The organism is Corallococcus sp. CA041A, from assembly GCF_003612075.1.
Lineage (GTDB): Bacteria > Myxococcota > Myxococcia > Myxococcales > Myxococcaceae > Corallococcus > Corallococcus exiguus.
The window spans coordinates 28009-51140 of sequence record NZ_RAWF01000028.1; the positions used below are offsets into that span (position 1 = coordinate 28009).

Below are 23132 nucleotides of genomic sequence, written 5' to 3' on the forward strand. Positions count from 1 at the left end.
AGAATGCTTCAGCCGCCGAGCGCCACGTTCTCCAGCACGCCCAGCGCGTCCGGGACGAGCACGGCGGCGGAGTAGTAGGTGCTCACCAGGTAGTTCGTCATGGCCTGGTCGTTGACGGCCATGCGCTTCACGGTGAGGCTCGGCTCCACCTCGTCGGGGATGCCCGCGTTGTGCAGGCCCACCACGCCCTGGTCGTCCTGACCGATGCGCATGGCGAGGATGGAGGTGGTGTTCTCCCGGCTGATGGGCAGCTTGTCGCACGGGAGGATGGGCACCCCGCGCCACGCCTGGAACTTCGCCCCGCCTACGTCCACGACCGTCGGGTACAGGCCGCGCTTGTTGCACTCCCGGCCGAACGCCGCGATGGCACGGGGGTGGGCCAGGAAGTAGCGCGTCTTGCGGCGGCGTGTCAGCAGCTCATCCATGTCGTCCGGCGTCGGCGGACCCGAGCGGGTGTTGATGCGCTGCTTGAGGTCGGCGTTGTGCAGCAGGCCGAACTCCGGGTTGTTGATGAGCTCCCACTCCTTGCGCTCCTTCAGCGCCTCGATGGTCAACCGCAGCTGCTCCGCGGTCTGGTTCATCGGGTCGTTGAAGATGTCCGACACGCGGGTGTGCACGCGCAGGATGGTCTGCGCCACGCTCAGCTCGTACTCGCGCGGCTTCAGCTCGTAGTCCACGAAGGTGCCGGGGAGCACGGGCTCGCCGTGGTGACCGGCGGCCAGCGCGATGGCGGACTGGCCCGCCTTGTCCTGGGGCTTCTTGAGGTTCGCCTGGTAGCGCGCCACGTGCGCCTTGAGCGCCGGGGACTGGTTGATGAGGGACTCGAACACATCCTGCGGCAGCGCCATCACCGTGCAGGCCGTGACGGCCTTGACGGTGAAGGGCCACACGTCGTTCGACTCCACCACTGCCTGGTCACCGAAGTGGTCGCCGTCCGCCAGCGTGTCCAGCACGACGGGGTCGCCGTACTTGCCGGCCTTCAGCTTCTGCGCCTTGCCGTGGGCGATGAGCATCACGTGCTCGGCGGACTTGCCCGCCTCCACGATGTTCTCCCCGGCCTTGTAATGCTTCTGGGTGAAGCGGCCCGCCAGGGTGCGGATGAGCAGGTCATCCACGTCCTGGAAGCCCCGCATCAGCGGCAGCTTGAGCAGCTCCTGGGGGATGATCTCCACCTTGGCGCCGATGTTGCTGAAGTTCAGCCGGTCATCGCCCACGGTGTACGTCAGCCGCCGGTTCACGCGGTACGTGCCGCCGGACACCTGCACCCAGGGCAGGATGTTCAGCAGGTAGCGGGGCGAGATGCCCTGCATCACCGGCTGCGTCTTGGTCGTCGTCGCGAGCTGGCGCGCACCCGCCGTGCTGAGGCTGGTGCCCTCGTGCGCCGCTACGTCCTTCTGTGAAGTCGTCATGGAAGAGCCTTCCCGTGATGGACGGACGAGGAACTACGAGCGGCCCAGCTCCACGCTCTCCAGGATGCCCAGCGCGTCCGGCGTCAGCACCGCCGCGGAGAAGTACGCCGTCACCAGGTAGTTCATGATGGCCTTCTCGTTGATGCCCATGAACCGGACGTTCAGGCTGGGCTCGATCTCATCCGGGATGCCCGCCTGGTGCAGGCCGACGACGCCCTGGTTCTTCTCACCCGCGCGCATCAGCATGATGGACGTGGTGCGCGACTCGCTGATGGGCAGCTTGTTGCAGGACACGATGGGGATGCCGCGCCACGCGGGCACCATGGTCCCGTTCATGTCGGTGCTGGTGGGGTAGATGCCGCGCTTGTTGCACTCCTGCCCGAACGCGGCGATGGCGCGCGGGTGGGCCAGGAAGAACGACGGCTCCTTCCACACCGTGGCCAGCAGCTCGTCCATGTCGTCCGGGGTCGGCGCGCCGGAGCGGGTGTGGATGCGCTGCTTCAGGTCCGCGTTGTGCAGCAGGCCGAACTCACGGTTGTTGATGAGCTCGTGCTCCTTGCGCTCCTTCAGCGCCTCCACCGTCAGACGCAGCTGCTGCTGGGTCTGGTTCATGGGGTCGTTGAAGAGGTCCGCGACGCGCGTGTGAATCTGGAGCACGGTCTGCGCGATGGCCAGCTCGTACTCGCGCGGGTGCGTCTCGTAGTCCACGAAGGTGCCGGGGAGCACGGGCTCGCCGTGGTGGCCGGCGGCCAGCTCGATGGCCTTCTGGCCGGACGTGTCCTGCTTCTTCTTGGAGCGGGCCTTGAAGTTGTCGATGTGCTTCTGCAGCGACGGCACCTGCGCCACGACCGCCTCGAAGGCGGACTGCTGCAGGACGAGCGCGATGACCGGCGTCACGGCCTTCGCCGTGAACTGCCAGTAGTCCTGCGACTCCAGCAGCGCCTGGTAGCTGTAGTGGTCGCCGTCCGCCAGCGTCTCCAGCACCAGCGGCTCGCCGTACTTGCCGGTGCCAATGCGGTTCACCTTGCCGTGGGCGATGAGGACGATGGAGTCCGCTTCCTTGCCGGCCTCGGTGATGACCTCACCGGCCTTGTACTCCTTCTGCTCGAAGCGGTTGGCCAGCGCGGTGAGCGCGTCCACGTCCTCGTAGCCGCGCAGCAGGGGCAGCTCGCCCAGCTCCTGCGGAATCACCTGCACCTTGGCGCCGGTGCTGGTGAAGGTGACGCGGCCGTCGCCCACCGCGTAGGTCATGCGGCGGTTGACGCGGTACGTACCGCCAGACACCTGCACCCACGGCAGCAGCTTGAGCAGCGTCCGCGAGGAGATGCCCTGCATCTGCGGCTCGGACTTGGTCGTCGTAGCCAGCTGACGCGCCGCCTGCGTCCCGAGGCTCTGGTTGTTGTCGTCGAACTTCTTGATGTCGTTGGACATGGATCACCCTTTTCCAGGTTGAAGAATCAAAAGGCTTCGGACTGCGGTTGAGCTCAAGGCTTGCCGGTGCGGAACAGCTCGGCGATGCGCATCGCGGACTTGCCCAGACCGGAGACGTTCCCGGTCTTGAACTTGGGCGCTGCGTCGTGGGTCAGCTCGGTCTCCGTGTAGCGGGTCACCTCCGCGTGCCACCGGGGGATGCCCGCCATCCACTGCTGGAGCTGCTCCACGTACTTGTTCAGCTTCTCCTGCGCCTTCGCATCCAGGGCGAAGGTGCGGATGACCACCGGCAGCTCCTTGGCCACCAGGTGCTCGAACTGCTTCATGCGCGCGGTCATCAGCTCGTTGACCGTGAGGACAGCCGTGTCCTTGTCCACGCCCAGGAACTTCTGGACCACGAGCACGCAATTGTTGAGCTCGCCCTCGAACTCGATCTCCTTCTGATAGGAGAAGAGGTCGTTGACGAAGCAGGCGTAGTCCGCGGCGGAGTTCTCCAGCCCGCGCAGCGTGCGGGTGTTGAAGACGTCCTCTGGCACCGCGTCGCCCTTGGAGAGGCGCGACAGGCTCATGGTGAGGTCCGAGCCGAACGTCTTGCGGCGCATCTCCACGTAGTCCACGGGGTCCGGCACGCGGTTGACGATCTGGTTGTTCAGCTCCCACACCCAGCTGTCCGTCATGTCCTGGATGGCCTTGCGGAACAGCGTGCGGCCGCGCGCCGACAGCGGGCCGGCGGTGCGCTTCCACAGGTCCACCAGGCCCAGCTCCACCGGGTTGGTGGGCACCGCGGCGTTGGCGGCCTCCACGTCATCCGGCATGAACTGGCCCAACCGCGCGGTGAACATCTTCGCGCCCGCCATGTCCCGCGTGTTCGCGTAGAGCATGGGGAAGTAGTCGTCCGCGTAGGTGCCCCAGACGAGCCAGCACGCCGTCAGGTCCAGCTGCTCCGGGGTCGCGTCCGGGTGGATGTACGCGCCGCAGAGGGCCACGTCCGCCGCGTCGAACTTGTGGTCGTCCCAGACGTAGAACCCCACGACGGGGACCACCTCCAGCATGCCCACCCGCCGCGCCCACTCCTTGGAGTGCTTGCGCGCGCGGTCCAGGTGCGGGCTCAAGTACGTGCTGTACGGCATGTAGAACTTCGGCAGCTTCGTGGGGCCCACGTGCTGGCGGGGCACGTGGCTCAGGGAGCGGGAGCGAGGCCCCAGTCCCAGCCCGCCGGGCGTCAGCGGAATCCGCAGCGCGGAGGTGCCCAGACCGGAGGGCACGGGGATGGACAGCGCCGGCCGCTCCTCCGAGTGCTGGTTCATGTAGCGGTTGGAGCGCATGTGCCACTCGTGGCCGCCGGACTGCCAGTCCTGGAGTCCGCGCAGGTACGTGAGCACCTGCGCCTGCTCCACCGGGTTGAGCCCGTACTCCGCGAACAGCCACGGCAGCTCCGTGGCGAACGTGGTCTCGAACTGCTGGAGCCGCGACGTCAGCAGGTCGTTGACCAGGTCCGCCGCGCGCTGCGTGTCACAATCGAGGAACTTCTCCACCACCAGCACGCCGTTGGAGAGCTCGCCCTCCTCCAGTTCGCGCTCGTAGGAGAACAGGTCGTTGCGCAGGTGCACCGCGTCCGAGAACGTGTCCTTGAACACGCGCATCGGCCGGCTTCGCACGACGCGGTCCGGAATCTCTGCGGCGACGGCGTGCTCCACCAGGTCGGACGACCAGGGCGCGCCGCCCACCTTGCGGCGCATCTCGATGTACTCGATGGGGTTGGAGATGCGCGCCTCGCTGATGTTCTCGATCTCCCACATCGATTCATCGAGCAGGTGCTTGGTGTTCTCGAAGAAGCGCTTGCGCCACTCCATGGACATGGACGGCACGGTGCGCTGCCACAGGTCCCAGAGGGCGCGCTCCACCGCGTTGGTGGGCTCCGGCGGCGTCTGGGACATGTCCAGCGGCATGAACAGCGGCAGCCGGTCCAGGTAGGCCTGCCCACCCGCCACGTCGCGCGAGTACTTGAAGACCTCCAGGAAGTGGTCGTCGAAGTAGAAGACCCAGACGTACCAGTCCGTGATGAGGTCCAGCTCCGGGCTCGGCGCCTCCGGGTGCGTGTACGCACAGAGCAGCGCGTAGTCCATGCCGTCGAAGCGGCGCTCGGACCAGACCTCGCGGTCCGTGCCATCCCGCGGCGGTCCCAGGATGCCCATCTGGTACGACCACGCCTTGGTGTGCGCGCGGGCCGCTTCCAGGTTCGGGTTCAGCCGCGCCGGCCACGGCACGTAGAACTCCGGCAACTGGAATGGCTGCTTCTGCTTCCCCTTGGACATCTCCACCCCTCGTTGGACCCCAGGCGACTAGTACTGTCGTTCAGTGTCCAACTCCACGCCTATCAGACCCTGCCGGAAAACTGGATTAATCCGGCGAATAAGAGGGCGCGGGGATGGGAGATGACCCGCCCCCGGGTCACTGGCGGGAACCCGGTGATGGGGGGTGTTTCCGCCAGCGACGGGGGCTGTTAGCGGCGCGTGGAGCGGCGCGACGGGCTCTTGCGAGCCGTCGTCTTGCGCGCGGACTTGCCACGGGCGGACGTCTTGCGTGCGGTACGTCCGGCGGCGGCGCGACGGGCCGGAGCCTTGCGGGCGCCGCGCTTCGCGGTGGCCTTCTTCGTCGTACCGCGCTTCGCCGTGCCGCGCTTCGCGGTGGCCTTCTTCGCGGTGCGCTTGCCCGCGGCCTTCTTCTCGGTGGTGCGCTTGGAGGTCGCCTTCTTCGCGGCCCCCGTGCGGCGGGACGACGCCTTGCGAGCGCCGGAGGAACGGCGGCGCGACGTCCTGGCGGGCGTCGCCTCACCGACCGGCAGGATCGTGTTGGACGACGGGGTCTCGTTCGGGTCCTGCATGTTCGACTCGGCGTGCATCAACAACCTCCAGGGATGACGACCCTGCAAGGGTAAGCGCAACCGCCGGAGTTGCATCCATGCCCCCCTGCGCAGATGCACGCCACCTGACGAATGCGCGAGGCCGAGAATCCGGCCCCGGAGCGCACGACGCTCGCGAGCCGCTAAGCCGCGCCCTTCAGGAACGCGGCCAGCTTCTCGTACGCCACGGCCAGCGGAGGGATGGGCGCGCTCTCGTGGAGCTGGTGCGCCTGCGCCGTCTCACCCGGTCCGAAGTTCACCGCGTCCACGCCCCACTCACCGAAGCGGGCCACGTCCGTCCACGCCTGCTTCGACGCGGCGGGCAGCCCCGTGAGCGACATCAACTGCTTGAACAGCGGGTTGCCCGCGGCCACCGGCCCGCTGGGGGACGCGTCCGTGAACTCCACCTCCGCGCGGCCCGCCACCAGCGCCAGCACGTCCTCCTTCGCTTGCGCCACGCTCTTGCCCGGCGCGAAGCGGTAGTTGAGGTTCAGCTCGAACGCCTCTGGCACCACGTTGCGCGCCCGGCCGCCCTTGGCCAGCGTGGCGCTCATGACTTCATAGAAGGGGAAGCCCGCGACGTTGACCTCCACGCGCTCGCGGCCCAAGAGCTCCGTGAGCAGCGGCCCCGCCTTGTGGATGGCGTTCTCCCCCTGCCACGGACGGGCGGAGTGCGCGCTGCGCCCCGTGAAACGGACGGTCACCTGCATGCTGCCGACGCAGCCCACCTGCACCACGCCGTCCGTGGGCTCCATGGCGATGCCGAACTTCACGTGGGAGAGGTCCGGCCGCTTCGCGTACAGCGGGATGAGGCCGCTCTCCGCGTAGGCGCCCTCCTCGCGCTCGTACAGGAGGAAGGCCACGTTGACGGGCAGCGCGTCGCGCTGGAGGTCCTCCGCCAGCGCCATCATCACCGCGACGCCGCCCTTCATGTCGGACGCGCCCAACCCGTGCACGCGCTCCCCTTCGATGCGCGGCACACGGCCCACGTCCCCGGGGTGCATGGGCACCGTGTCCAGGTGGCCGATGAGCGCCACCGTGGGCCGGGGGTCCTCCAGCGAGCCCAACAACAGCGTGTGTCCGACGCGGAAGACCTCCTCGCGGCGGAAGTGCTTCAGCGCCCAGCCTTCCACGTGGTCCGCGATGGGGCCCTCGTAGCCAATGGGGCTTTCAATGCGACACAGCTCGAGCGTCGTCTGGGCGAGTCGGGTGGCGAGGTCGGTGGAGGACATGCGCGAAGCACCATACTCCCCGCCCGGGCCCGGGACATCGTCCCGTCAGGCGCCGTCCGCCAGGTCCTCGAAGGACGTCACGCCATCCAACACCGAGACGCAGATGCACGCGGGGCCCTGCAGCGCGGTGAAGTCGTGCAGCGAGCCGTCCGCCTTCTCCAGCTCGTCCCCGGGCCATACCTCGTGGCCGGAGTCCTCGCGGAAGCCGCCCTCCAGCACCAGGTTCCACTCGCGGCCCAGGTGCGTGTGACGCGGGTAGCGGGCGCCGGGCTGGAGGCGCACGATGGCGGCCATCATCCCCTCGCGCGCCGGGCCCGTCTCCACCGGCATCAGCTCCACGCCCTCCACCGGGCCGGGCATCCAGCTGGACGGCTCCGACATGGACTCCAGCAGCTCTCGGGCCCGAGCCTCCGCCACGTCCAGGAGCGCGGCGACCTTCCCGGCCTGGCGGGCGAAGCGGCCGGGCCCCTCCATCTGCTCCATCAGCCGCTGGAGCGATTCGGCGGGGGGCGCCACCGGCTCCACGAGCGCCCCCAACGCATCCACGGCGGGCGTCAGCCGGGTCAGCTCCGCCCGGCAGTGCGCACAGCCGTCCAGGTGCCGTGCCGCGGCGTCGCGCCGGGCCGGCTCCAGGGTCCCGAGCAGCCACTCGGGGAGGATGTCGTCGAGGTGTTCCATGCTCTCCTGAAAACGACGCGGACGTAACAAGTCGCGTAACAACTCCTATACGCGACCCCGCCCGCGCCGGATTTGTCGCAGGCTCACACCGCGACGGCGAAGTCCCGCAGGGCGGCGTTGAGGCTGGTCTTCTGGTCGGTGGACGCCTTGCGCTGCCCGATGATGAGCGCGCACGGGACCATGAACTTCCCGGCGGGGAACTGCTTCTCCCGCATGCCCGGAATCACCACGCTGCGCGCCGGCACGCGGCCCTTGTGGATGACCTCCTGGGTCCCGGTGACGTCGATGATCTGCGTGGACGCGGTCAGCACCACGTTGGCGCCGAGCACCGCCTCCTCCTCCACCACCACGCCCTCCACCACGATGGAGCGGCTGCCCAGGAAGGCGCCGTCCTCGATGATGACCGGCGACGCGGTGGGCGGCTCGAGCACGCCGCCCAGCCCCACGCCGCCCGACAGGTGGACGTTGCGGCCCACCTGCGCGCAGGAGCCCACCGTGGCCCAGGTGTCCACCATGGTGCCCGCGCCCACCCGCGCGCCGATGTTCACGTACCCGGGCATCACCACCGCGCCCCGCTCCACGAAGGCGCCGTAGCGCACGGTGCCCGGCGGCACCACGCGCACGCCCGCCGCCTCCAGGCCCTTCTTCAGGGGCACCTTGTCGTAGAACTCGAAGGGGCCCACCTCCATCACCTTCATCTCCGACACGGCGAAGAACAGGAGGATGGCCTCCTTCACCCAGGCGTTGACCCGCCAGCCTTCCGGGCCCTTCTCCGCGACGCGCAGCTCCCCGGTGTCCAGCCGCGCGAGCGTCTCTCGCACCGCCGCCACCGTGTCCGCGTCCTTCAGTTTCGCCCGGTCCGCGAACGCCGCGGACACCCGCTGGGAGAGCTCTTCGAGGGATGTCGCCATGACGCCGGGTTGAATCACACTTCAGGTGTCCGCGCCCTCCTCAATGTCCACCGCCGGACGGCCTCACGCGTGCGACGGCTCGATCCCCAGCGCCAGGGGCAGGGTCTGTGTCGGGATTTCTCCGTGAAACATGGCGTCCGCGTGAGTCAGCGGGCCCGTGCCTTCCTTCAGGATGACGGCGCCCTGGAGCACCCTGCCCACGGCGGACAGGGGGGCCTCCTTCCAGTGGCGATGACGGACGAAGGGCGAGCGCCGGACGTAGAGGTGCTCCTGGCCGATGAGGGCCACGTACCCCAGGAGCTTCCCGTCCGCCGAGCGGACGCGCATGCCGCTGATGATGGAGCGCCGTTCGGACGGCGTGTCGTCGAAAGCCATCGGTCGTCTCCTCCTGTGCGCCGGAAAGGTGGGGATGGCCTGGCGGCGCCGCGAGCCGCCCGCCCCTTCGCCGGGCCCCTGCCCGCCCGGTCCCTCCGGGAGCGGAAGGGTTCCGTCGGCCGGCCGGGAGCCCGTCCGGCCCCTCGTGCCCCGGTTTCCCGCGCCCGGAAGATGCGCTCCCGTTAGCGTGCGCCCGCCATGACGACCCCTGTCTTCCCTCCGCTGCGCGCCGCCTATGAACCGGAGTCCTTCCGGGCCACCGCCCACGCCTTGATGGATCAGCTCGCGGACTACCTGAAGGCCGCGCTCGCCGGGGGCGAGATGCCGGTGCTGCCCTGGGCGCCGCCCGCGGTGAACCAGGAGCGCTTCGCCACGGCCTTCCCGGAGGAGCCGGCGCCAGAGCTTTCACAGGCCTTCGCGTCACTGATGGCGCGCGTGCTGGAGGGTTCGCACCACCTGCACCACCCGCGCTACGTGGGACATCAGGTGACGGCGCCCGTACCGCTGGCCGCGCTGTGCGATGCCGTGTCGTCGCTGCTCAACAACGGCATGGCCGTGTACGAGATGGGCCCGGTCGCCACCGCGATGGAGCACCACGTGCTCGCATGGATGGCGTCGAAGCTGGGCCTGCCTTCCAGCGCCCGGGGCGTGCTCACCTCCGGCGGCAGCGCGGGCAACCTCACCGCCCTGCTCGCCGCCCGTCAGGCGAAGGCCGGCTACGACGCGTGGAACGGCGGTGCACACGCGGGCCCGCCCCTGACGGTGCTGGTCCCCCGCTCCGCCCACTACTGCCTGGCCCGCGCGGTCCGCATCATGGGCTGGGGCGAGGGCGGCCTCACCCCGGTGGACGTGGACGACCACTTCCGCGTGCGGCCGGACGCCCTGGAGGACGCGCTCGCCCGGGCCACCCGCGCGGGGCGCAAGGCCATCGCCGTGGTGGCCAGCGCGGGCTCCACCGCCACCGGCGCGTTCGACCCGCTGGAGCCCGTGTCGGACTTCGCGCAGAAGCACGACCTGTGGTTCCACGTGGACGGCGCGCACGGGGCCGCGGCGTCCCTGAGCCCGAAGTACCGCGCGCAGGTGAAGGGCATCGAGCGGGCGGACTCCGTGGTGTGGGACGCGCACAAGGGGCTGCTCATGCCCGCGCTGGTGACGGCCGTGCTCTTCCGTGACGGCGCGCGCTCCTTCGACGCCTTCTCCCAGGAGGCCCACTACCTCTTCCACGGTGACGGCGACGACGCGCGCCCCTACAGCGACGTGGGCCTGCGCACGCTGGAGTGCACCAAGGAGATGATGCCCCTCAAGGTCTACGCGTGCCTGTCCGTGCTGGGCACGCGCGTCTTCGAGGAGGCCGTCACCGCCTCCTACGACCAGGCCCGGCGCTTCGCGGGGATGCTCACCGCCGCCCCGGACTTCGAGCTGGCCCTGGAGCCCGACTGCAACATCGTCTGCTTCCGCCACACCCCCGCGCACGTGCCGCCGGAGGGCTGGGACGCGCTCCAGGTCCGCCTGCGTGAAGCGCTGGTCTCCCGTGGAGATTTCTACCTGGTGCAGACGCGGCTGCCCCGGGGCGTGTACCTGCGCACCACGCTCATCCACCCGCTCACCGGGGACGCGGACCTGGAAGCCCTGCTGGCCGCGCTCCGGAGCGCGGCCCGGCCCTGAATTTTGTGTGCAAGGGAGTCGCCCTGGCGGGGGAAATGCGATAGGGCGGGGCCGCCATGCTCGTCTCTCTCGTCATCCCCGTCTACAACGAGATTCCCACCCTGGCGGAAATCCTCCGGCGCTGCATCGCCGTGGACTTCCCCAAGGAGCTCGTCCTGGTGGACGACTGTTCCAAGGACGGCAGCCGCGAATTCCTGCGCCAGCTGTCCGAACAGGGCCTGGAGGTCCTGGGGGGCTCGCCGAAGAACCGGAACGAAATCCGGGTGCTCTTCCAGGAGAACAACCAGGGCAAGGGGGCCGCGCTGCGCCGGGGCTTCGCCGAGGCCACGGGGGACATCGTCCTCGTGCAGGACGCGGACCTGGAATACGACCCCCGGGACATCCCCCGGGTCATCCAGCCCATCCTGGACGGCGACGCGGACGTCGTCTTCGGCAGCCGCTTCATCGGGTCGCCACGTCGGGTGCTGTACTACTGGCACACCGTGCTCAACAACCTGCTCACCACGCTCTCCAACATGACGAGCGGGCTGAACCTCACGGACATGGAGACCTGCTACAAGGCCTTCCGCGCGGAGGTCATCCGCTCCGTGCACGTGGAAGAGGACCGGTTCGGCTTCGAGCCCGAAATCACCGCCAAGGTGGCGCGCGGCAACTGGCGCGTCTTCGAGGTGCCCATCAGCTACCATGGGCGCACCTACGAGGAGGGCAAGAAGATTGGCTGGAAGGACGGCGTGCGCGCCCTCTACGCCATCGGGAAGTACTCGCTGAAGCGCTGAGAAGCCCGGACGTCCGCCCGGCTGCTGGCCTGGGGAGGACGCGGGTTGGGGTCCTTCAGGAAAAGCGCGGTCCGAATGCGGACAAGGGAACAGACGGGCGGGTGCGGTTGGTTGTCCAGCGAGCGGCGCCCTGAGAGGGGCTCCGGCTTTTCTTCCTCCGTATTGCGGCGCGTAGTAGTTTCGACAACGCACTCCGTCTGAAGGGCGGAGAGTTTCCCGACCCTTCCGAAAGTTTCCGTCCCCGTATGTTCGACTGGCTCCACACCCTGTTTTCGCGCGACCTCGCCATCGACCTGGGTACGGCGAACACGCTCATCTACATCCGCGGCCAGGGCATCGTGTCCAACGAGCCCTCCGTCGTGGCGGTGCAGCAGGACTCGCGCGGCGGCAAGAAGGTGCTCGCCGTGGGCAAGGAGGCCAAGGAGATGCTCGGCAGGACGCCGGGCAACATCGTGGCCATCCGGCCCATGAAGGACGGCGTCATCGCCGACTTCGAAATCACCGCCGCGATGCTGCGCTACTTCATCCAGAGCGCGCACAACCGCAAGACGCTGGTGAACCCGCGCATCATCATCGGCATCCCGTCCGGCATCACGGAGGTGGAGCGCCGCGCGGTGCGTGAGGCGGCCGCCAACGCGGGCGCGCGCGAGGTCTACCTCATCGAGCAGCCCATGGCCGCGGCGATTGGCGCGGGCCTGCCGGTGACGGAGCCCAGCGGCAACATGATTGTGGACATCGGCGGTGGCACGTCCGACGTCGCGGTCATCAGCCTCGCGGGCATCGTGTTCGCCAAGTCCGTGCGCATCGGCGGCGACAAGCTGGACGAGGCGATCATCCAGTACGTCAAGCGCAAGTACAACCTGCTCATCGGTGAGCGCACGGCGGAGCTCATCAAGATGGGCATCGGCACGGCGTACCCGACGGACGAGGTCATGACCATGGAGATCAAGGGTCGCGACCTGGTGGCCGGCGTGCCGCGCACGCTGACGGTGTCCAGCGACGAGGTGCGAGACGCGCTCGCGGAGCCCGTCAACGGCATCGTCGAAGCGGTGAAGCTGACGCTGGAGCGCACGCCGCCGGAGCTGGCCGGTGACATCGCCGACAGGGGCATCGTGCTGGCCGGTGGCGGCGCGCTGCTCAAGAACCTGGACACGCTGCTGCGCGAGGAGACGGGCCTGCCGGTGTTCCTCGCGGAGGACCCGCTGTCCGCCGTGGTGATTGGCGCGGGCAAGGCGCTGGAGTCGTTGGACATCCTCCGCCAGGTCTGCCAGCCGGGCTGAGGTTCCCCTCCCCCGCTGCACCGTGACGGCGCCGGACCCGGTTTCAGGGGTCGGCGCCGTTCGCGTTTCTACGGCGTCGTCGTGGCGGCGGTCCGGGGAAGCGGCAGCCCCGTGGGTCTGACGATGCGCGCCTCGCAGTTGGGGCGGCGACCCTCCCGGTCGTCCTCCTGGCGGGCCTGCTCTTTCACAAGGTCACCCCTCAAGAGGATGCCCTGGGGCAGGGACTGCTCCACCTTCGTGTCCATGCAGGCGTCGAACGCGCGCCGCATCCAGGGGCCGGCGGCGCGGACCGAGAAGCCCCCCAGCGCGTCCATGCGGGCAAGACCGTCCAACCGCTCCGTGAACACCGGATAGCCCTCCTTCGCCTCGCGCCGGGCGTGGACCAGGGTGGCGGCGGCGCGCAGGCCCGGGGGCAGGCGGTGGAAGTCCGGTCCCGGGACGCCCGAGACGGACAGGACGTGGTTTCGCAGCGGTTCGCGCGCGAGCATCAGCGGCAGCGAGACACTGAAGAGCCGTTTCCCAAAGGCATCGCCGGTGCGCGTGAACTCCAGGGCGAGCAGCGCGAGGATCTCCGGATCCAGTCGGGGCAGCACGACCAGGGGGTCGCCGTCGGCCTCTTTCAGCGCGCGCTTCGGATCCACCAGCACGTCCCGGGTGAGGCGCAGCATGGAGCGGTCCTCGGGGGACGCCAGCGCGGCGAGCTCCGCGTCCTTCGGCGAGCGCTGTCCGGTGAGCAGGTCCAGCAGCAGCATCCGCGCCGGATGCCGCGCGAGGTCGGCGGGAATCCAGTCGCGCATCACGTAGGACGTGTGCTCGGGCCCGGCGGCCTCCGCCGTGCGTCCGGCCAGTACCAGGAAGTCCCAGGTCCGGCGGCGCGGGTCCTGGCCGTAGCGGCGAACCAGCCCCGTGGCCGCGTCTCGCAGCCGCGCGCGCAAGAAGATGCGCACGTCCAGCTCCAGCGCCTCCAATGTCTCCGGCGGGTGCTTCTCCACGAAGGGCTTCAACAGCTCCGCCGTCTGGACCTCGTACGGCGGACGTCCGACGTCGTTCCCCCGGCCCGCGTCCGACGGGTGCTCCAGCTCGAAGCGCCACCGCGCCTCCAACCACGCGCGGGTCACGTCGGGCGAGTCCGGGAAGCGCACCGCCAGCTTCGAGTAGGCGTCGACGGCGTCCGCGGAGCCCAGGTCCGGCGGGCTCGCGCGCTGCAGGTAGAGGGCCGCCAGCGGTGAGTCCGGATGCTGCTGCGCGTGCTCCGCGTAGCGTGCGCGGGCCTGGGCCCCCTGGCCGATGTGGCGCATCAACGACAGCGCCAGCGCTTGCGCGGCCGGGTCCTCCTGCCAGGTGTGCATCAGCATCGCCGCGAAGTCGCGCGTGTTGCGCCAGCGCAGGTCGGCCGGCAGGTTCGCGGGCACCTGCGTGTCCACGAAGAGCCATGCGCGCGCGGCCATCTCCCGCGCGACGGTATTGCCCGGCTCCACCTCCGCAACGGCGGACGCCACACGGCCCGCGGCCTGCCAGCGCCCCTCTTCCGCGTAGAGGCGCGCGGCGGACTCCCACTTCGCGGACTGCACTGAGAGCTGTTCGCCCGGCTGGAGCACCGAGGCGATCTCCGGAAGGGACCTGGCGTAGGGGCCCGCGGAGACGACCCCTTCCTCCGGGACCGCCTCCAGCATCGCCGCGCCCTTCACGTTGTAGAGGATGTGCTCGCCCTGGACCGGAAGTGTCACGTCCTCGATGACGGACTCCTGGCCGGGCCAGGTCGTCACCGCATGGAGCGGTCCATCTCCCATCCTCACGCGCCCCTGCTCCTGCGTCCCGGGCGCCACCACCCAGTGCTCGCCGCCGATGCGCACGTCCACGGGGCGCGACAGACCGTTGACGACCGTCACGGCGCGCATGCTGCGCGCGTCCAGCCACACCGCGCCCAGACCCACCAGGCCGCAGAGCCCCAGCGCCACCCCAGCCAGGGACACCGCGCGGCGGCGCGACCTGCCCGGCGAGGGCGGCACCTGCCCGATGACCTGGAGCGGAGCCTTGCCGTCCGCGCGCACGAGGTAGCCCTCCAGGGGCCACACCGGAACGCCCAGCACCGTCACCGTGCGCTCGGCGACGAAGGGGGCGTTCGGGGCGGCGTCGCGAGGAGGCACGCCCCTCCACCGGACACCCGTCCCCAGCACGGAGGACGCGGACGGCGGACGGGCGGCGATGACGAAGGCGCCCCGGTCCTCCACCTGCGAAGCCAGCAGCTCTCGCGTGGGCCCGGGCGGCTCGTGCTCCAGCCGGCGCAAGAGCACCGCGTGCACCGCCCACGCATCACCCCGCGCGAGCGCCTCCGACAGTGCGGCATCCGGCAGGAGCTCCGCCAGACGCGGCGCGCGCTCCAGCAAACCGCTGGGGTCCGTGACAGGGACGAGGGACATGGCCCGCATTCAACCGGGACCCGGCGGGGGGAAGGCAAGCCCCCGAGCCCTGAATCCGGTCAGCCCATGGCCCGAAGCGGCCAGGCCACGAATGCCTTCGACCTCAAGAGGGCCACCAGCATCCATCGTCGCGCCGGGCCTCAAGGCCTGAAGGCTGCCTCCACCGATGAGCAGGTAAGAGCCCTTCCGAGCCCCCGGCGGCGGCGCGCGGCCAAAACCTGTCCGACTGTCGGACCGCTTTGGACCACCGCAACCAAGGCCCCCGACACCCGAGCCGAGAAAACCTGTCCGACTGTCGGACAAGTTCGGGGCAACCGCGGCCAAGACCTCCATCCATCCGGCCAGCGGAAACCTGTCCGACAAGAGCGGGCCTCCGTGCTGGGAGCCGCCGCTCAATCCGAGCGCGGAATCCTGTCCGACTGTCGGACAGCTTTGGGCCATCGTGGCTGGCCGGGGCCTCCGCCCAGTCCCACTCGCAGAAACCTGTCCGACTGTCGGACAAGTTCGGAGACAACCGCGGCCGGGGGAGCACCGCATCGGGCCAGTGGAAATCCGCTGGACCGGTTCGTGCGGTGCGCCACTGGCGGGGTGCGGCATGCCACTTGCCTTGAATCCCGTCAGGCCATTGTCCGAAGCTCCCACGCCATGGGCGCCTTCGACCTCGTGATCATCTCCGTCATCGTCGCGCTCGGCCTGGGGCGCTTCCTCGTGACGCGCGACCAGCGCCGCGCGCCGCCTCCGGAGGCCGAGCCGCGCAAACCGACGCCGCAGCGCATCGCCGGTCGAGTCCTGCTGGGGTACGCCTACGCGATGGCGCTGTTCATCCTGGTCCGCTTCTTCCTCAGCCGGATGTGACGGGGGCTGGCTTGCGCCCCATCCCGAGCACGCTTGATGCTTTCCCCCATGAACCCGTGGCTCGTGTCGGGGGTGGTGTCCTTCGCGCTGGGGGCATACCTGCGCCGCCGGGATGAACGCGGCCCCACGAAGGGTGTCATCGACCGGCGGCACCTGACGCCGCTGCAAATCACCTACAGCCTGCTGTTCGCGTATCCGTTCTGCGCGGCCTACACCGCCCTGAACCTGTACCTGGGCCCCTGAGCGCACGAAGCGCCCGGGGCCCGAGGTCCCGCCCGGGCTTCAGTGCTTGCCGTACTCCAGCTTCACGCCCTTGCGCTGCGCATAGATGTACGCCTCCATCGCGCGCATCTTCGGATCGCCGTCCGCCAGCGGCTTGCCTCGCACCGGGTTCTCGATGCACCAGTTGATCATGTCGCGCAGCAGCGCCACGCGGCCCAGCTGCACCTGGTACTTCGGGTAGGTCTCCGGGTGGGTGTTGGCCGCGTCCGGATGGCACATGTCGCACGACACGCCCACCGTGCCGCCCAGCGCGTCCGCGTCGTGGAACACGCGGTGGCCCTCCTTCACGGCCGCCTGCACGGAGTCCGCCCACACCTGCTCGTCGCGTTCGGAATACGCGCCGTAAGTGTGGCCCGTCTGGAGGTTGGCCTTCTGCTGCTGGGGCACTGCCTTCGCGCCCGTCTCCGCGCCCACGCCGCCCTGGCGCACGTCGTTGCCCGAGGGCTTCGAGCCGGGGTTGGGCTGGGGCGCGGGCGTAGGGGACTTCTTCGTGGCCGGGGGCGAGGCCTGCGCCAGCACCGGGCCGGGCACGTCGTCCCAGTTCGCGTCCGGGTTCTTCTTGCGCCAGTCATCCATCAACTGCGCGGTGGCGGTGATGGCCTGGGCGCGGGTGAGCTTCTGGCCGTCCTTCACGCCTTGCACTTCCATGGACGTCTCACCGTCGCACAGGCCCAGCACCAGGTTGCCGTCCTTGGACGCGGGCAGGACGTGCTTGGGGAGCGGTTCGGCCTTCGGCTCCGGGGACGTGGCGAGCGCCACGCCGCCGGCGAAGGACAGGGCCGCGCACGGGACCACGAGCAACTTCATTCGCAGGTTCATGGGAGGGAGTTCCTCTTCCGGTCCTAGTAGGTGGGCAGCTTGGGCTTGGGGGGCGCGGACTGCTTGCCACCGGAGCCCAGGTAGCTGGCGCGCACGGTGATGGGGTCGCGCTGCCAGAGGTTGTAGACCTTGTCCACGAGCCCCGACTCCAACACGTCCATGCGGCCGTCACCGCAGCCGTCGAACTGGCTGAACGGATCCGCGCGGTTCATGGGCACCGTGAGCGAGGGCAGGCCTTCCGGCGCGTACGGCCACGGCCACGCGGTGGACAGCATCCCGTGGAAGGAGATGTTGCCAATGCGGTTGCTGAGCAGTTGGTGCGTGTGTCCGTGGATGACGGTGACCTTCTCGTACGGCTTGAGAATGGCCTGCACCTCGTCCGCGTCGTCGGTCCAGAAGTTCCAGGGCTTGTAGTACTTGTAGAGCGGCGAGTGACTGAAGACGATGACGGGCGTCGTCTTCGCCACCTTGGCCAGGTCGTTCTGGAGCCACTGGCGCTGCTCGGCGCCGACCTCGAAGCGGGACTGGATGCCATTGTCCAGGCCGGCGACGATCTTCATGCGCTCCATGGGGGAGAGCTTCCGCTCCGTCCAGAAGTCCTTCTCCAGGATGGAGTTGAGCACCACGAAGTGCACGCCCTTGTGGTCGAAGGAGTAGTTGGGCGCGCCGAACAGGTCGCGCCACAGCTCGCCCATGTCCAGGAACCAGTCGTGCTCGCCCACCATCATCTTGATGGGGGCCTTCACGGACTTGAGGATTTGCGCGCCCAGCTTGAGCTCACCCGCCTGGCCCAGCTGCGCCAGGTCTCCACCGAAGAGGACGAAGTCCGGCTGGGGGTCCAGCGCGTTCACGTCATCCACGGCCTTGAGGATGGCTCGCACGAAGCGGTCGTTGAGCTTGTTTTCATACAGGTGCGTGTCGGAGATGTACGCGAAGGAGAACTTCGGCTTCTCTCCCTGCGCCTCCGCCACGTTGACCAGCTGGAAGCTGTTGGGCGTGAGCTTGCCCATGCCCGCGACAATGCCAGCGGAGATGCCGGCGACGCGCATGAAGGCGCGGCGGTCCAGCTTCCTCAGGCCCTCGAAGAAGGCGTCGCGTTCGGCGTAGTGCTTTGTCTCGATGCTCTGGAACTTGTTTGCCATGGCGCGCCTCCGTTACCGCTGCTTGGTGTTCGTCACCGGGGTGACGTCGCCGTAGAAGCCCAGGTCCGCCGGGTTCTTCACGTTCAGGTCCGGGTTCGGAGCCAGGTCGCCCAGGTTGCCCTTCTTGCCCAGGGCGATGGCGTTGTCCCGCTCCGGCCGGGTGTTCTTCCGGGCGCGCTGCTTCGCCAGCTGCTCCTTGTTGAGCTTGTCGAACTTCGTGTCCGTGAGGGTGAAGAGGAACGCCACCAGGTCGTCGATTTCCGGCTCCGTGAGCCCCAGGCGCTGCATCCCCCCGTCGAGGTAGGGATTGGCCACGCCACCCTTGTTGTAGTGGTCCATCACGTCCCACAGCGTGGTGAGCGACCCGTCATGCATGTACGGACCGGTGATGCCCACGTTGCGCAGGATGGGCGTCTTGAACGAACCCACGTCGTTCTCCTGCTTGGTGACGAGGAAGCGGCCCAGCTCGGAGAACTCCGAGTTGAGCGCCAGCTCGTCGATCTGCTTCTCGTCGCCGGTGCGGACCACCTGCACGCCCTTGCGCGCCAGGGTGACGAAGTCCTGCTTGTGCGCGGCGACGCCGATGTTGTGGAACTTCTGGTCGCTGAACAGCGGGGACACGGCGTTGCCCGCGTGGCAGGAATTGCAGCGCGCCTTGCCGTTGAAGAGCGCCCAGCCGTTCTTCTCCGACGCGGTGAGCGCCTTGCTGTCGCCCGTGATGAACTTGTCGAAGCGCGCGTCGCCGGAGAACTGCATCCGTTCGAACGCGGCGATGGCGACGGCCAGGTCGTCGAAGTTGGGCTCGCGGCCGAACACCTTCTGGAAGTCGGTGACGTACTCGGGGATGCCGCGCACCTTCTTCACGACGGTGTCCGGGTCCGGCATGCCCATCTCACGCGGGTTGAGGATGGGCAGCTTCGCCTGGTCCTCCAGCGTGGCCGCGCGGCCGTCCCAGAACTGGGTGGCGTTGAAGAGGGCGTTGAGGACGGTGGGGCTGTTGCGCGCCACCTTCTGCTGCTTGACGCCTTCTGACAGCGGCTTGCCGTCGGTGAAGCCCAGCTCCGGCTCGTGGCACGTCATGCAGGCCACGGTGTTGTCCACCGACAGGCGCTTTTCCCGGAAGAGCTTCTCGCCCAGCGCCACCCGCTCCGGCGTGGGCTCCATGCCCTTGGGGACCGACAGCCGCCACAGCGTCGCGGAGACGCCCGGCGGCAGCTGCGGCGGTGTCGCGTTCGCGGATTGTGAAGGGGGAGGTGCTGCCAGTCCCACGCCGGAGTTGAGCACCACGGCGAGCATCGTGACGACGCCCGAGGGCAGCCGCATGAACGCCTCCTACCCGTTCTCTGGAGCCGCGGCGGGACATCCGCCCGGGTCCGAGGCCGGTCCGGGCATTCCACGCAACCCGTGAGAACTGTTCAACGGTCCCTCGGTCCAGGGGGAGGGCGAGTGTCTGGGATTGGAACGTCAGACGTCACGCTCCACCCACCGAGACAAGGAAAGACACGCACGGGCTTCATTTTTCCGCCCGTGCGCGTCCCGAGCCTGCGTCAGCGGACCCTTCCGTCGGAGTCCGCGATGCCAGCCCTCTTCAGCACGGCCAGCAACGGGTTCTTGCCGTCCGTGAGGAGGACGGGGATGTCCTGCTCCCCGAACCGGACGGTGCCCCTGCCCGGCGCCCCCTCGTCCAACTGAGCGCCGGGGAGCGCCATCAGCATGTCGAAGCTGGACCTGGACGTGACCACCATCCCCTTGAGGTTTCCCTCGAGGGGGACGCTCTGCCAGTGCAGTTGCTCGTTGTTCGCCTGGGGGCTCCTGCCGCTCACGGTCGCATTGAAGGCGCTGTTGCGGGCCGACTCGGTCTGGCAGCGCCAGAGGGGAGCGCGGCCGAGGGGATCGTTACTGGGGAGGCCCCGTTGATGCACGACGGTCGAGCCCGGGACCTTGCCCATGTTGTCCGTGGAGGACGCCCGCCAGCCGTGGGCGGGGTTCTCCAGCACGGCGGTGCTGAGAATCATCTGCACCTTGCTGTCATTGCTTCCCACGCCGCTGCCCTGGGCCTTCCAGGAGGTCTGCTCGATTCCCACCGCGCGCGTGTAGACGGCCAGCGCTCCGCCGCCGTTCTTGTCCGCGGTCCGCGAGTAGATGCCGTCCTTGCCCAGCCGGGTGTAGGCGGAGTTGAGCTGGCCCTGCAGGAGGGCGGTCTGCACGTGCTCCGGGGAGATGCCATGGGTGAGGCAGGCGGCGTCGTCCAGATTGAGGGCCGTCTGACGTCTCGGATCCGCCGGGGCCAGCGCAGGGCAGCGGCCCTGCTCATACCGGACGCCGTTGCTGCTCGCGGCCAGCGTGGCGACGGGCGCCGGACTGGTGAAGGTGCTGACGCCCTGGTGGGATTGGACGGCGGACGGGGTGCTGGCCCGGGGCGAACGGGGCCCGTCGTCCGGGCGGGAGGTGTCGCGAGCGCTGGCCGGCGGGTTCACCGACTCGGGGCTCATACCCTGGCTGGCGACGATTGAGAGGGGGGGAGGCGTCCTCGGAGAGGTCGCGGGGGAACGAACTCCTTCCGGACGCGGCGTGGAGGATGGATTGGCGGACTTGGGAACCAAGGGCATGGTGGCGAGGATCCAATCTCCGGAGGGGACGGGGATGACTGGGACTCCGTCCATTCTACGCCACCCCCTGTCTCGGACCGCGTCCCCCCTCCGTCACCCCAGCCGCACCGGGACGTCTTGAGCTGGGGGCCAACCCCCTCCGTCCTGTTGGAGCCAGGAGGCCGGGCCGTATGCTGCACGGAGCTCCCGGACCGAGGCTCACGCGAGGCTCGCGACGGCCCGACCCACGAGTTCAAGGCTCCGGGACGCGCAGGTCGCGTGAGCGCAGCAACATGGCGGACGCCGTCGCGGGGGCGAGCACCGACGCGATGATGATGCTCCAGTCCCACGGCCCCCGCGCCCGGGCGGCGTTGAAAGCCAACGCCTGCACCAATGTCAGACAGGCATCCGCGGTGGTGAGCCGCCCCAGCAGCGTGGCCAGCCCGTCGCGCCAGCAGCGCAGGAGCAGCAGCAGGCCCGCGATGAGCCCCACGTCGAACACCACCCAGCCGTGCTGCACCCACGGCGAGGGGAACCAGTGCGCGCTCATGGGCAGCGCGAGCAGCACCGTCCACGGCACCAGCAGCGCCGTCAACGCACGCACGAAGAAGCGCGGCCGGCGCAGCAGCGTGACGAGCCCGAACTTCACCAGGCTTCCCCGCGCGAAGGCCCGGAGCGCGTCGTAGATGGCCCACGGCGCTGGCTCGTCCTTCGGGTGGGACAGATAGAGCGTCACCCATGCATCGGGGCGGAACTTCGCCTTGAAGGAACGCAGGCCCTCGAAGTCGAACAGCGGGCGCCCGGCGCTGCGCGCGAACCGCAGCCACGGCCGCACCGGCCCCGCGAGCGGCGCCAGGCCCAATGTCACGTACTGGCGCCCGTTCAACGCGGCGGCGCGCATCGCGGCGTCCACCAGCGTCTCCGCCGTGCCGTTGGGCGCGGTGGGCTCGCGCAGCAGGTCCTGGAGGAACCAGCCGTCGCGCGCGTACACGGGCGTCACCGACAGGAAGCCCACCACGCGGCCCTCCACCTCCGCCACGAAGGCGCGGCGCTCCCGGGCGAAGGCACCAGGGGCCAGTCCCACCAGGAAACCCATGGTCGCCATGCGGCGCGACGCGAGCCAGTGCTCGGCAAGCACCTCCACCGCCGCTCGCAGCGGGTGGCCTTCCGTCTCCATCACCTCCGCGGGCACCTCGCGCACGCGCACGCCGTGGGAGCGCGCGCGGCGGAGCTGTTCGCGCAGGCTGCGGCTGCCCTTCACCACTGATTCCCATTTTGTCGGGTCCCACACCGGCTGCTCGCCAATGGGCAGCTCCTCGAACGGGACGAGCCGGGAGAAGCGCGACTCCGTGGCGAAGAAGCTCACGCGCTTGCCCGCGCTCCGGGCCGCCTGGTGGAAGGCCTCCACCACGTCGTGCACGCGCTCATGCGAGGCGATGGGACCTCCTCCCGCCACCCACGCGCCGCCCGTGTCCACGTAGGCGATGCACCCGTCCCCCTCCGGAGAGAACCAGTACTGGAAGCCCGGCTGCAGCACCTGGAAGGACGTCGCGTTCCAGCCGTGGTGCCTGAGCAGCGCCAGCACCCGCTCGCGCGGGTCGCCTGCGGGGTCCTGGTGGGGGTCGGCCATGGTGTTTGCGTTCAAACTACGTCCCATGGCGCACCCCCGCCAGCCAAAGCCGCCCGAGGAGACAAGGCCCTCCTGGAGGGACGGGCTGTGAGGAAGTGCACCGCCCCCGGGTGGAAGTGCACGGGGAATGGATCCAATCCGGCCGCTCCCACGCACTACAGGAGGACGTCCTTGACGGGGAAATCAGGGCCGGAGCCGGGCCCCCATGGGGCGGCCCTCCCATGGAGGGGCCCGGCTGTAGTACCGCGGCGACGGTCCCGCCTCAGGAACCGTCATCCTCCGCGTCGTCCCCGCCGCTGTCCGCGGGAGCCCGGCCGAGCAACTGGTCCACCTCCGCGTGCGCGCTCTCCGCCTGCGCCGCGCTGATGCGCTTGTAGGTCTTCAGCGCGTCCACCACGTGGTGCGCGTGCTTCCACAGCGCTCGGGAACCACTGGACGGCGAGCGCTTGCGCGGGGACGGCAGCATCGCGGCCAGCACCGCTCCCTGCGCCACGGAGAGTTGGGACGCGGACACGCCGAAGTGCTCCCGCGCCCCTGCCTCAATCCCATACACGCCGTTCCCCCACTCCACCACGTTGAGGTACAGCGTCAGGATGCGCTGCTTCGTCAGCGCCTCCTCCAACCGGTGCGCGAGCACCAGCTCCTTCAGCTTGCGCACCAGGCTGCGGTCCGAGGACAGCCAGAGGTTCTTGGCCAGTTGCTGCGTGAGCGTGGACGCCCCCCGCCCCAGCTCCCCC

Annotated in this window: 20 protein-coding genes; 5 read left to right on the forward strand and 15 right to left on the reverse strand. The window is 69.4% G+C overall.

The window, feature by feature from the left end; translation table 11 throughout:
- Positions 1-8 precede the first annotated feature (8 nt).
- The 8 genes from D7V77_RS07860 to D7V77_RS07895 all read right to left on the reverse strand — a co-directional run bounded on the left by D7V77_RS07860 (position 9) and on the right by D7V77_RS07895 (position 8938).
- A complete protein-coding gene (locus tag D7V77_RS07860; RefSeq protein ID WP_120575643.1) occupies positions 9-1409 on the reverse strand; it encodes a family 2B encapsulin nanocompartment shell protein in 1401 nt (466 codons plus the stop codon).
- A 33-nt stretch (positions 1410-1442) separates the two neighbouring features.
- Positions 1443-2840, reverse strand: a complete 1398-nt coding sequence (locus D7V77_RS07865) for a family 2B encapsulin nanocompartment shell protein (RefSeq protein ID WP_120575644.1) — start codon at positions 2838-2840, stop codon at positions 1443-1445.
- Between the two features lie 53 nt (positions 2841-2893).
- Positions 2894-5155, reverse strand: a complete 2262-nt coding sequence (locus D7V77_RS07870) for a family 2 encapsulin nanocompartment cargo protein terpene cyclase (RefSeq protein ID WP_120575645.1) — start codon at positions 5153-5155, stop codon at positions 2894-2896.
- 188 nt (positions 5156-5343) lie between these two features.
- Positions 5344-5742, reverse strand: coding sequence for a cell envelope biogenesis protein TolA (locus D7V77_RS07875; protein WP_120575646.1), 399 nt, complete (start codon positions 5740-5742; stop codon positions 5344-5346).
- 143 nt (positions 5743-5885) lie between these two features.
- On the reverse strand, positions 5886-6974 hold the full coding sequence (dapE, locus tag D7V77_RS07880) for a succinyl-diaminopimelate desuccinylase (RefSeq protein WP_120575647.1): 1089 nt from the start codon (positions 6972-6974) through the stop codon (positions 5886-5888).
- 45 nt (positions 6975-7019) lie between these two features.
- Positions 7020-7652: a cupin domain-containing protein gene (locus tag D7V77_RS07885; RefSeq protein ID WP_120575648.1), complete on the reverse strand. Its 633-nt coding sequence runs from the start codon at positions 7650-7652 to the stop codon at positions 7020-7022.
- 83 nt (positions 7653-7735) lie between these two features.
- A complete protein-coding gene (locus tag D7V77_RS07890; RefSeq protein WP_120575649.1) occupies positions 7736-8563 on the reverse strand; it encodes a 2,3,4,5-tetrahydropyridine-2,6-dicarboxylate N-succinyltransferase in 828 nt (275 codons plus the stop codon).
- 63 nt (positions 8564-8626) lie between these two features.
- Positions 8627-8938 carry a hypothetical protein gene (locus D7V77_RS07895; protein ID WP_120575650.1) on the reverse strand — a complete coding sequence of 104 codons (312 nt, stop codon included), beginning with the start codon at positions 8936-8938 and terminating at the stop codon, positions 8627-8629.
- A gap of 198 nt (positions 8939-9136) precedes the next feature.
- Between D7V77_RS07895 and D7V77_RS07900 the strand changes: the two genes are divergently transcribed.
- The 3 genes from D7V77_RS07900 (at position 9137) to D7V77_RS07910 (ending at position 12659) form a co-directional block, all read left to right on the forward strand.
- Positions 9137-10603, forward strand: a complete 1467-nt coding sequence (locus tag D7V77_RS07900; protein ID WP_120575651.1) for an aminotransferase class I/II-fold pyridoxal phosphate-dependent enzyme — start codon at positions 9137-9139, stop codon at positions 10601-10603.
- A 56-nt stretch (positions 10604-10659) separates the two neighbouring features.
- A complete protein-coding gene (locus D7V77_RS07905; RefSeq protein ID WP_120575652.1) occupies positions 10660-11379 on the forward strand; it encodes a glycosyltransferase family 2 protein in 720 nt (239 codons plus the stop codon).
- Positions 11380-11624: 245 nt separating this feature from the next.
- A complete protein-coding gene (locus tag D7V77_RS07910) occupies positions 11625-12659 on the forward strand; it encodes a rod shape-determining protein (protein WP_014400170.1) in 1035 nt (344 codons plus the stop codon).
- 68 nt (positions 12660-12727) lie between these two features.
- Here D7V77_RS07910 and D7V77_RS07915 read toward each other — a convergent pair whose 3' ends face one another.
- Positions 12728-15079 carry a hypothetical protein gene (locus D7V77_RS07915; RefSeq protein ID WP_120575653.1) on the reverse strand — a complete coding sequence of 784 codons (2352 nt, stop codon included), beginning with the start codon at positions 15077-15079 and terminating at the stop codon, positions 12728-12730.
- 645 nt (positions 15080-15724) lie between these two features.
- Between D7V77_RS07915 and D7V77_RS07920 the strand changes: the two genes are divergently transcribed.
- Both D7V77_RS07920 and D7V77_RS07925 read left to right on the forward strand, forming a co-directional pair.
- Positions 15725-15934, forward strand: a complete 210-nt coding sequence (locus D7V77_RS07920) for a hypothetical protein (RefSeq protein WP_120575654.1) — start codon at positions 15725-15727, stop codon at positions 15932-15934.
- A 48-nt stretch (positions 15935-15982) separates the two neighbouring features.
- Positions 15983-16177 (forward strand): hypothetical protein, encoded by a 195-nt coding sequence (locus D7V77_RS07925; protein WP_120575655.1) that lies wholly within the window; start codon positions 15983-15985, stop codon positions 16175-16177.
- A gap of 39 nt (positions 16178-16216) precedes the next feature.
- On the opposite strand, the gene D7V77_RS44235 is transcribed toward D7V77_RS07925, so the two are convergent.
- The 6 genes from D7V77_RS44235 to D7V77_RS07955 all read right to left on the reverse strand — a co-directional run.
- A complete protein-coding gene (locus D7V77_RS44235) occupies positions 16217-17035 on the reverse strand; it encodes a c-type cytochrome (RefSeq protein WP_199733752.1) in 819 nt (272 codons plus the stop codon).
- A 23-nt stretch (positions 17036-17058) separates the two neighbouring features.
- Positions 17059-18177: a metallophosphoesterase gene (locus D7V77_RS07935; protein WP_120575656.1), complete on the reverse strand. Its 1119-nt coding sequence runs from the start codon at positions 18175-18177 to the stop codon at positions 17059-17061.
- 12 nt (positions 18178-18189) lie between these two features.
- Positions 18190-19500: a cytochrome-c peroxidase gene (locus tag D7V77_RS07940; protein WP_120575657.1), complete on the reverse strand. Its 1311-nt coding sequence runs from the start codon at positions 19498-19500 to the stop codon at positions 18190-18192.
- 224 nt (positions 19501-19724) lie between these two features.
- Positions 19725-20654, reverse strand: coding sequence for a hypothetical protein (locus D7V77_RS07945; protein ID WP_121754089.1), 930 nt, complete (start codon positions 20652-20654; stop codon positions 19725-19727).
- 364 nt (positions 20655-21018) lie between these two features.
- Entirely contained in the window at positions 21019-22395 is a 1377-nt protein-coding gene (locus D7V77_RS07950; protein ID WP_233596755.1) for a bifunctional lysylphosphatidylglycerol flippase/synthetase MprF, read from the reverse strand.
- A gap of 262 nt (positions 22396-22657) precedes the next feature.
- Positions 22658-23132, reverse strand: a 475-nt coding sequence (locus D7V77_RS07955) for a biosynthetic peptidoglycan transglycosylase (RefSeq protein ID WP_199733753.1), incomplete at its 5' end; no start/stop codon positions are given.

Bases quoted from the DNA above. Each gene is read 5' to 3' on its own strand.
- D7V77_RS07895 (WP_120575650.1), bottom strand. From the start codon at position 8,938: ATGGCTTTCGACGACACGCCGTCCGAACGGCGCTCCATCATCAGCGGC.
- D7V77_RS07940 (WP_120575657.1), bottom strand. From the start codon at position 19,500: ATGCGGCTGCCCTCGGGCGTCGTCACGATGCTCGCCGTGGTGCTCAAC.
- D7V77_RS07915 (WP_120575653.1), bottom strand. From the start codon at position 15,079: ATGTCCCTCGTCCCTGTCACGGACCCCAGCGGTTTGCTGGAGCGCGCG.
- D7V77_RS07890 (WP_120575649.1), bottom strand. From the start codon at position 8,563: ATGGCGACATCCCTCGAAGAGCTCTCCCAGCGGGTGTCCGCGGCGTTC.
- D7V77_RS07950 (WP_233596755.1), bottom strand. From the start codon at position 22,395: ATGGCCGACCCCCACCAGGACCCCGCAGGCGACCCGCGCGAGCGGGTG.
- D7V77_RS07925 (WP_120575655.1), top strand. From the start codon at position 15,983: ATGAACCCGTGGCTCGTGTCGGGGGTGGTGTCCTTCGCGCTGGGGGCA.
- D7V77_RS07860 (WP_120575643.1), bottom strand. From the start codon at position 1,409: ATGACGACTTCACAGAAGGACGTAGCGGCGCACGAGGGCACCAGCCTC.
- dapE (WP_120575647.1), bottom strand. From the start codon at position 6,974: ATGTCCTCCACCGACCTCGCCACCCGACTCGCCCAGACGACGCTCGAG.
- D7V77_RS07875 (WP_120575646.1), bottom strand. From the start codon at position 5,742: ATGCACGCCGAGTCGAACATGCAGGACCCGAACGAGACCCCGTCGTCC.
- D7V77_RS07905 (WP_120575652.1), top strand. From the start codon at position 10,660: ATGCTCGTCTCTCTCGTCATCCCCGTCTACAACGAGATTCCCACCCTG.
- D7V77_RS07910 (WP_014400170.1), top strand. From the start codon at position 11,625: ATGTTCGACTGGCTCCACACCCTGTTTTCGCGCGACCTCGCCATCGAC.
- D7V77_RS07935 (WP_120575656.1), bottom strand. From the start codon at position 18,177: ATGGCAAACAAGTTCCAGAGCATCGAGACAAAGCACTACGCCGAACGC.
- D7V77_RS07865 (WP_120575644.1), bottom strand. From the start codon at position 2,840: ATGTCCAACGACATCAAGAAGTTCGACGACAACAACCAGAGCCTCGGG.
- D7V77_RS07920 (WP_120575654.1), top strand. From the start codon at position 15,725: ATGGGCGCCTTCGACCTCGTGATCATCTCCGTCATCGTCGCGCTCGGC.
- D7V77_RS44235 (WP_199733752.1), bottom strand. From the start codon at position 17,035: ATGAACCTGCGAATGAAGTTGCTCGTGGTCCCGTGCGCGGCCCTGTCC.
- D7V77_RS07885 (WP_120575648.1), bottom strand. From the start codon at position 7,652: ATGGAACACCTCGACGACATCCTCCCCGAGTGGCTGCTCGGGACCCTG.
- D7V77_RS07900 (WP_120575651.1), top strand. From the start codon at position 9,137: ATGACGACCCCTGTCTTCCCTCCGCTGCGCGCCGCCTATGAACCGGAG.
- D7V77_RS07870 (WP_120575645.1), bottom strand. From the start codon at position 5,155: ATGTCCAAGGGGAAGCAGAAGCAGCCATTCCAGTTGCCGGAGTTCTAC.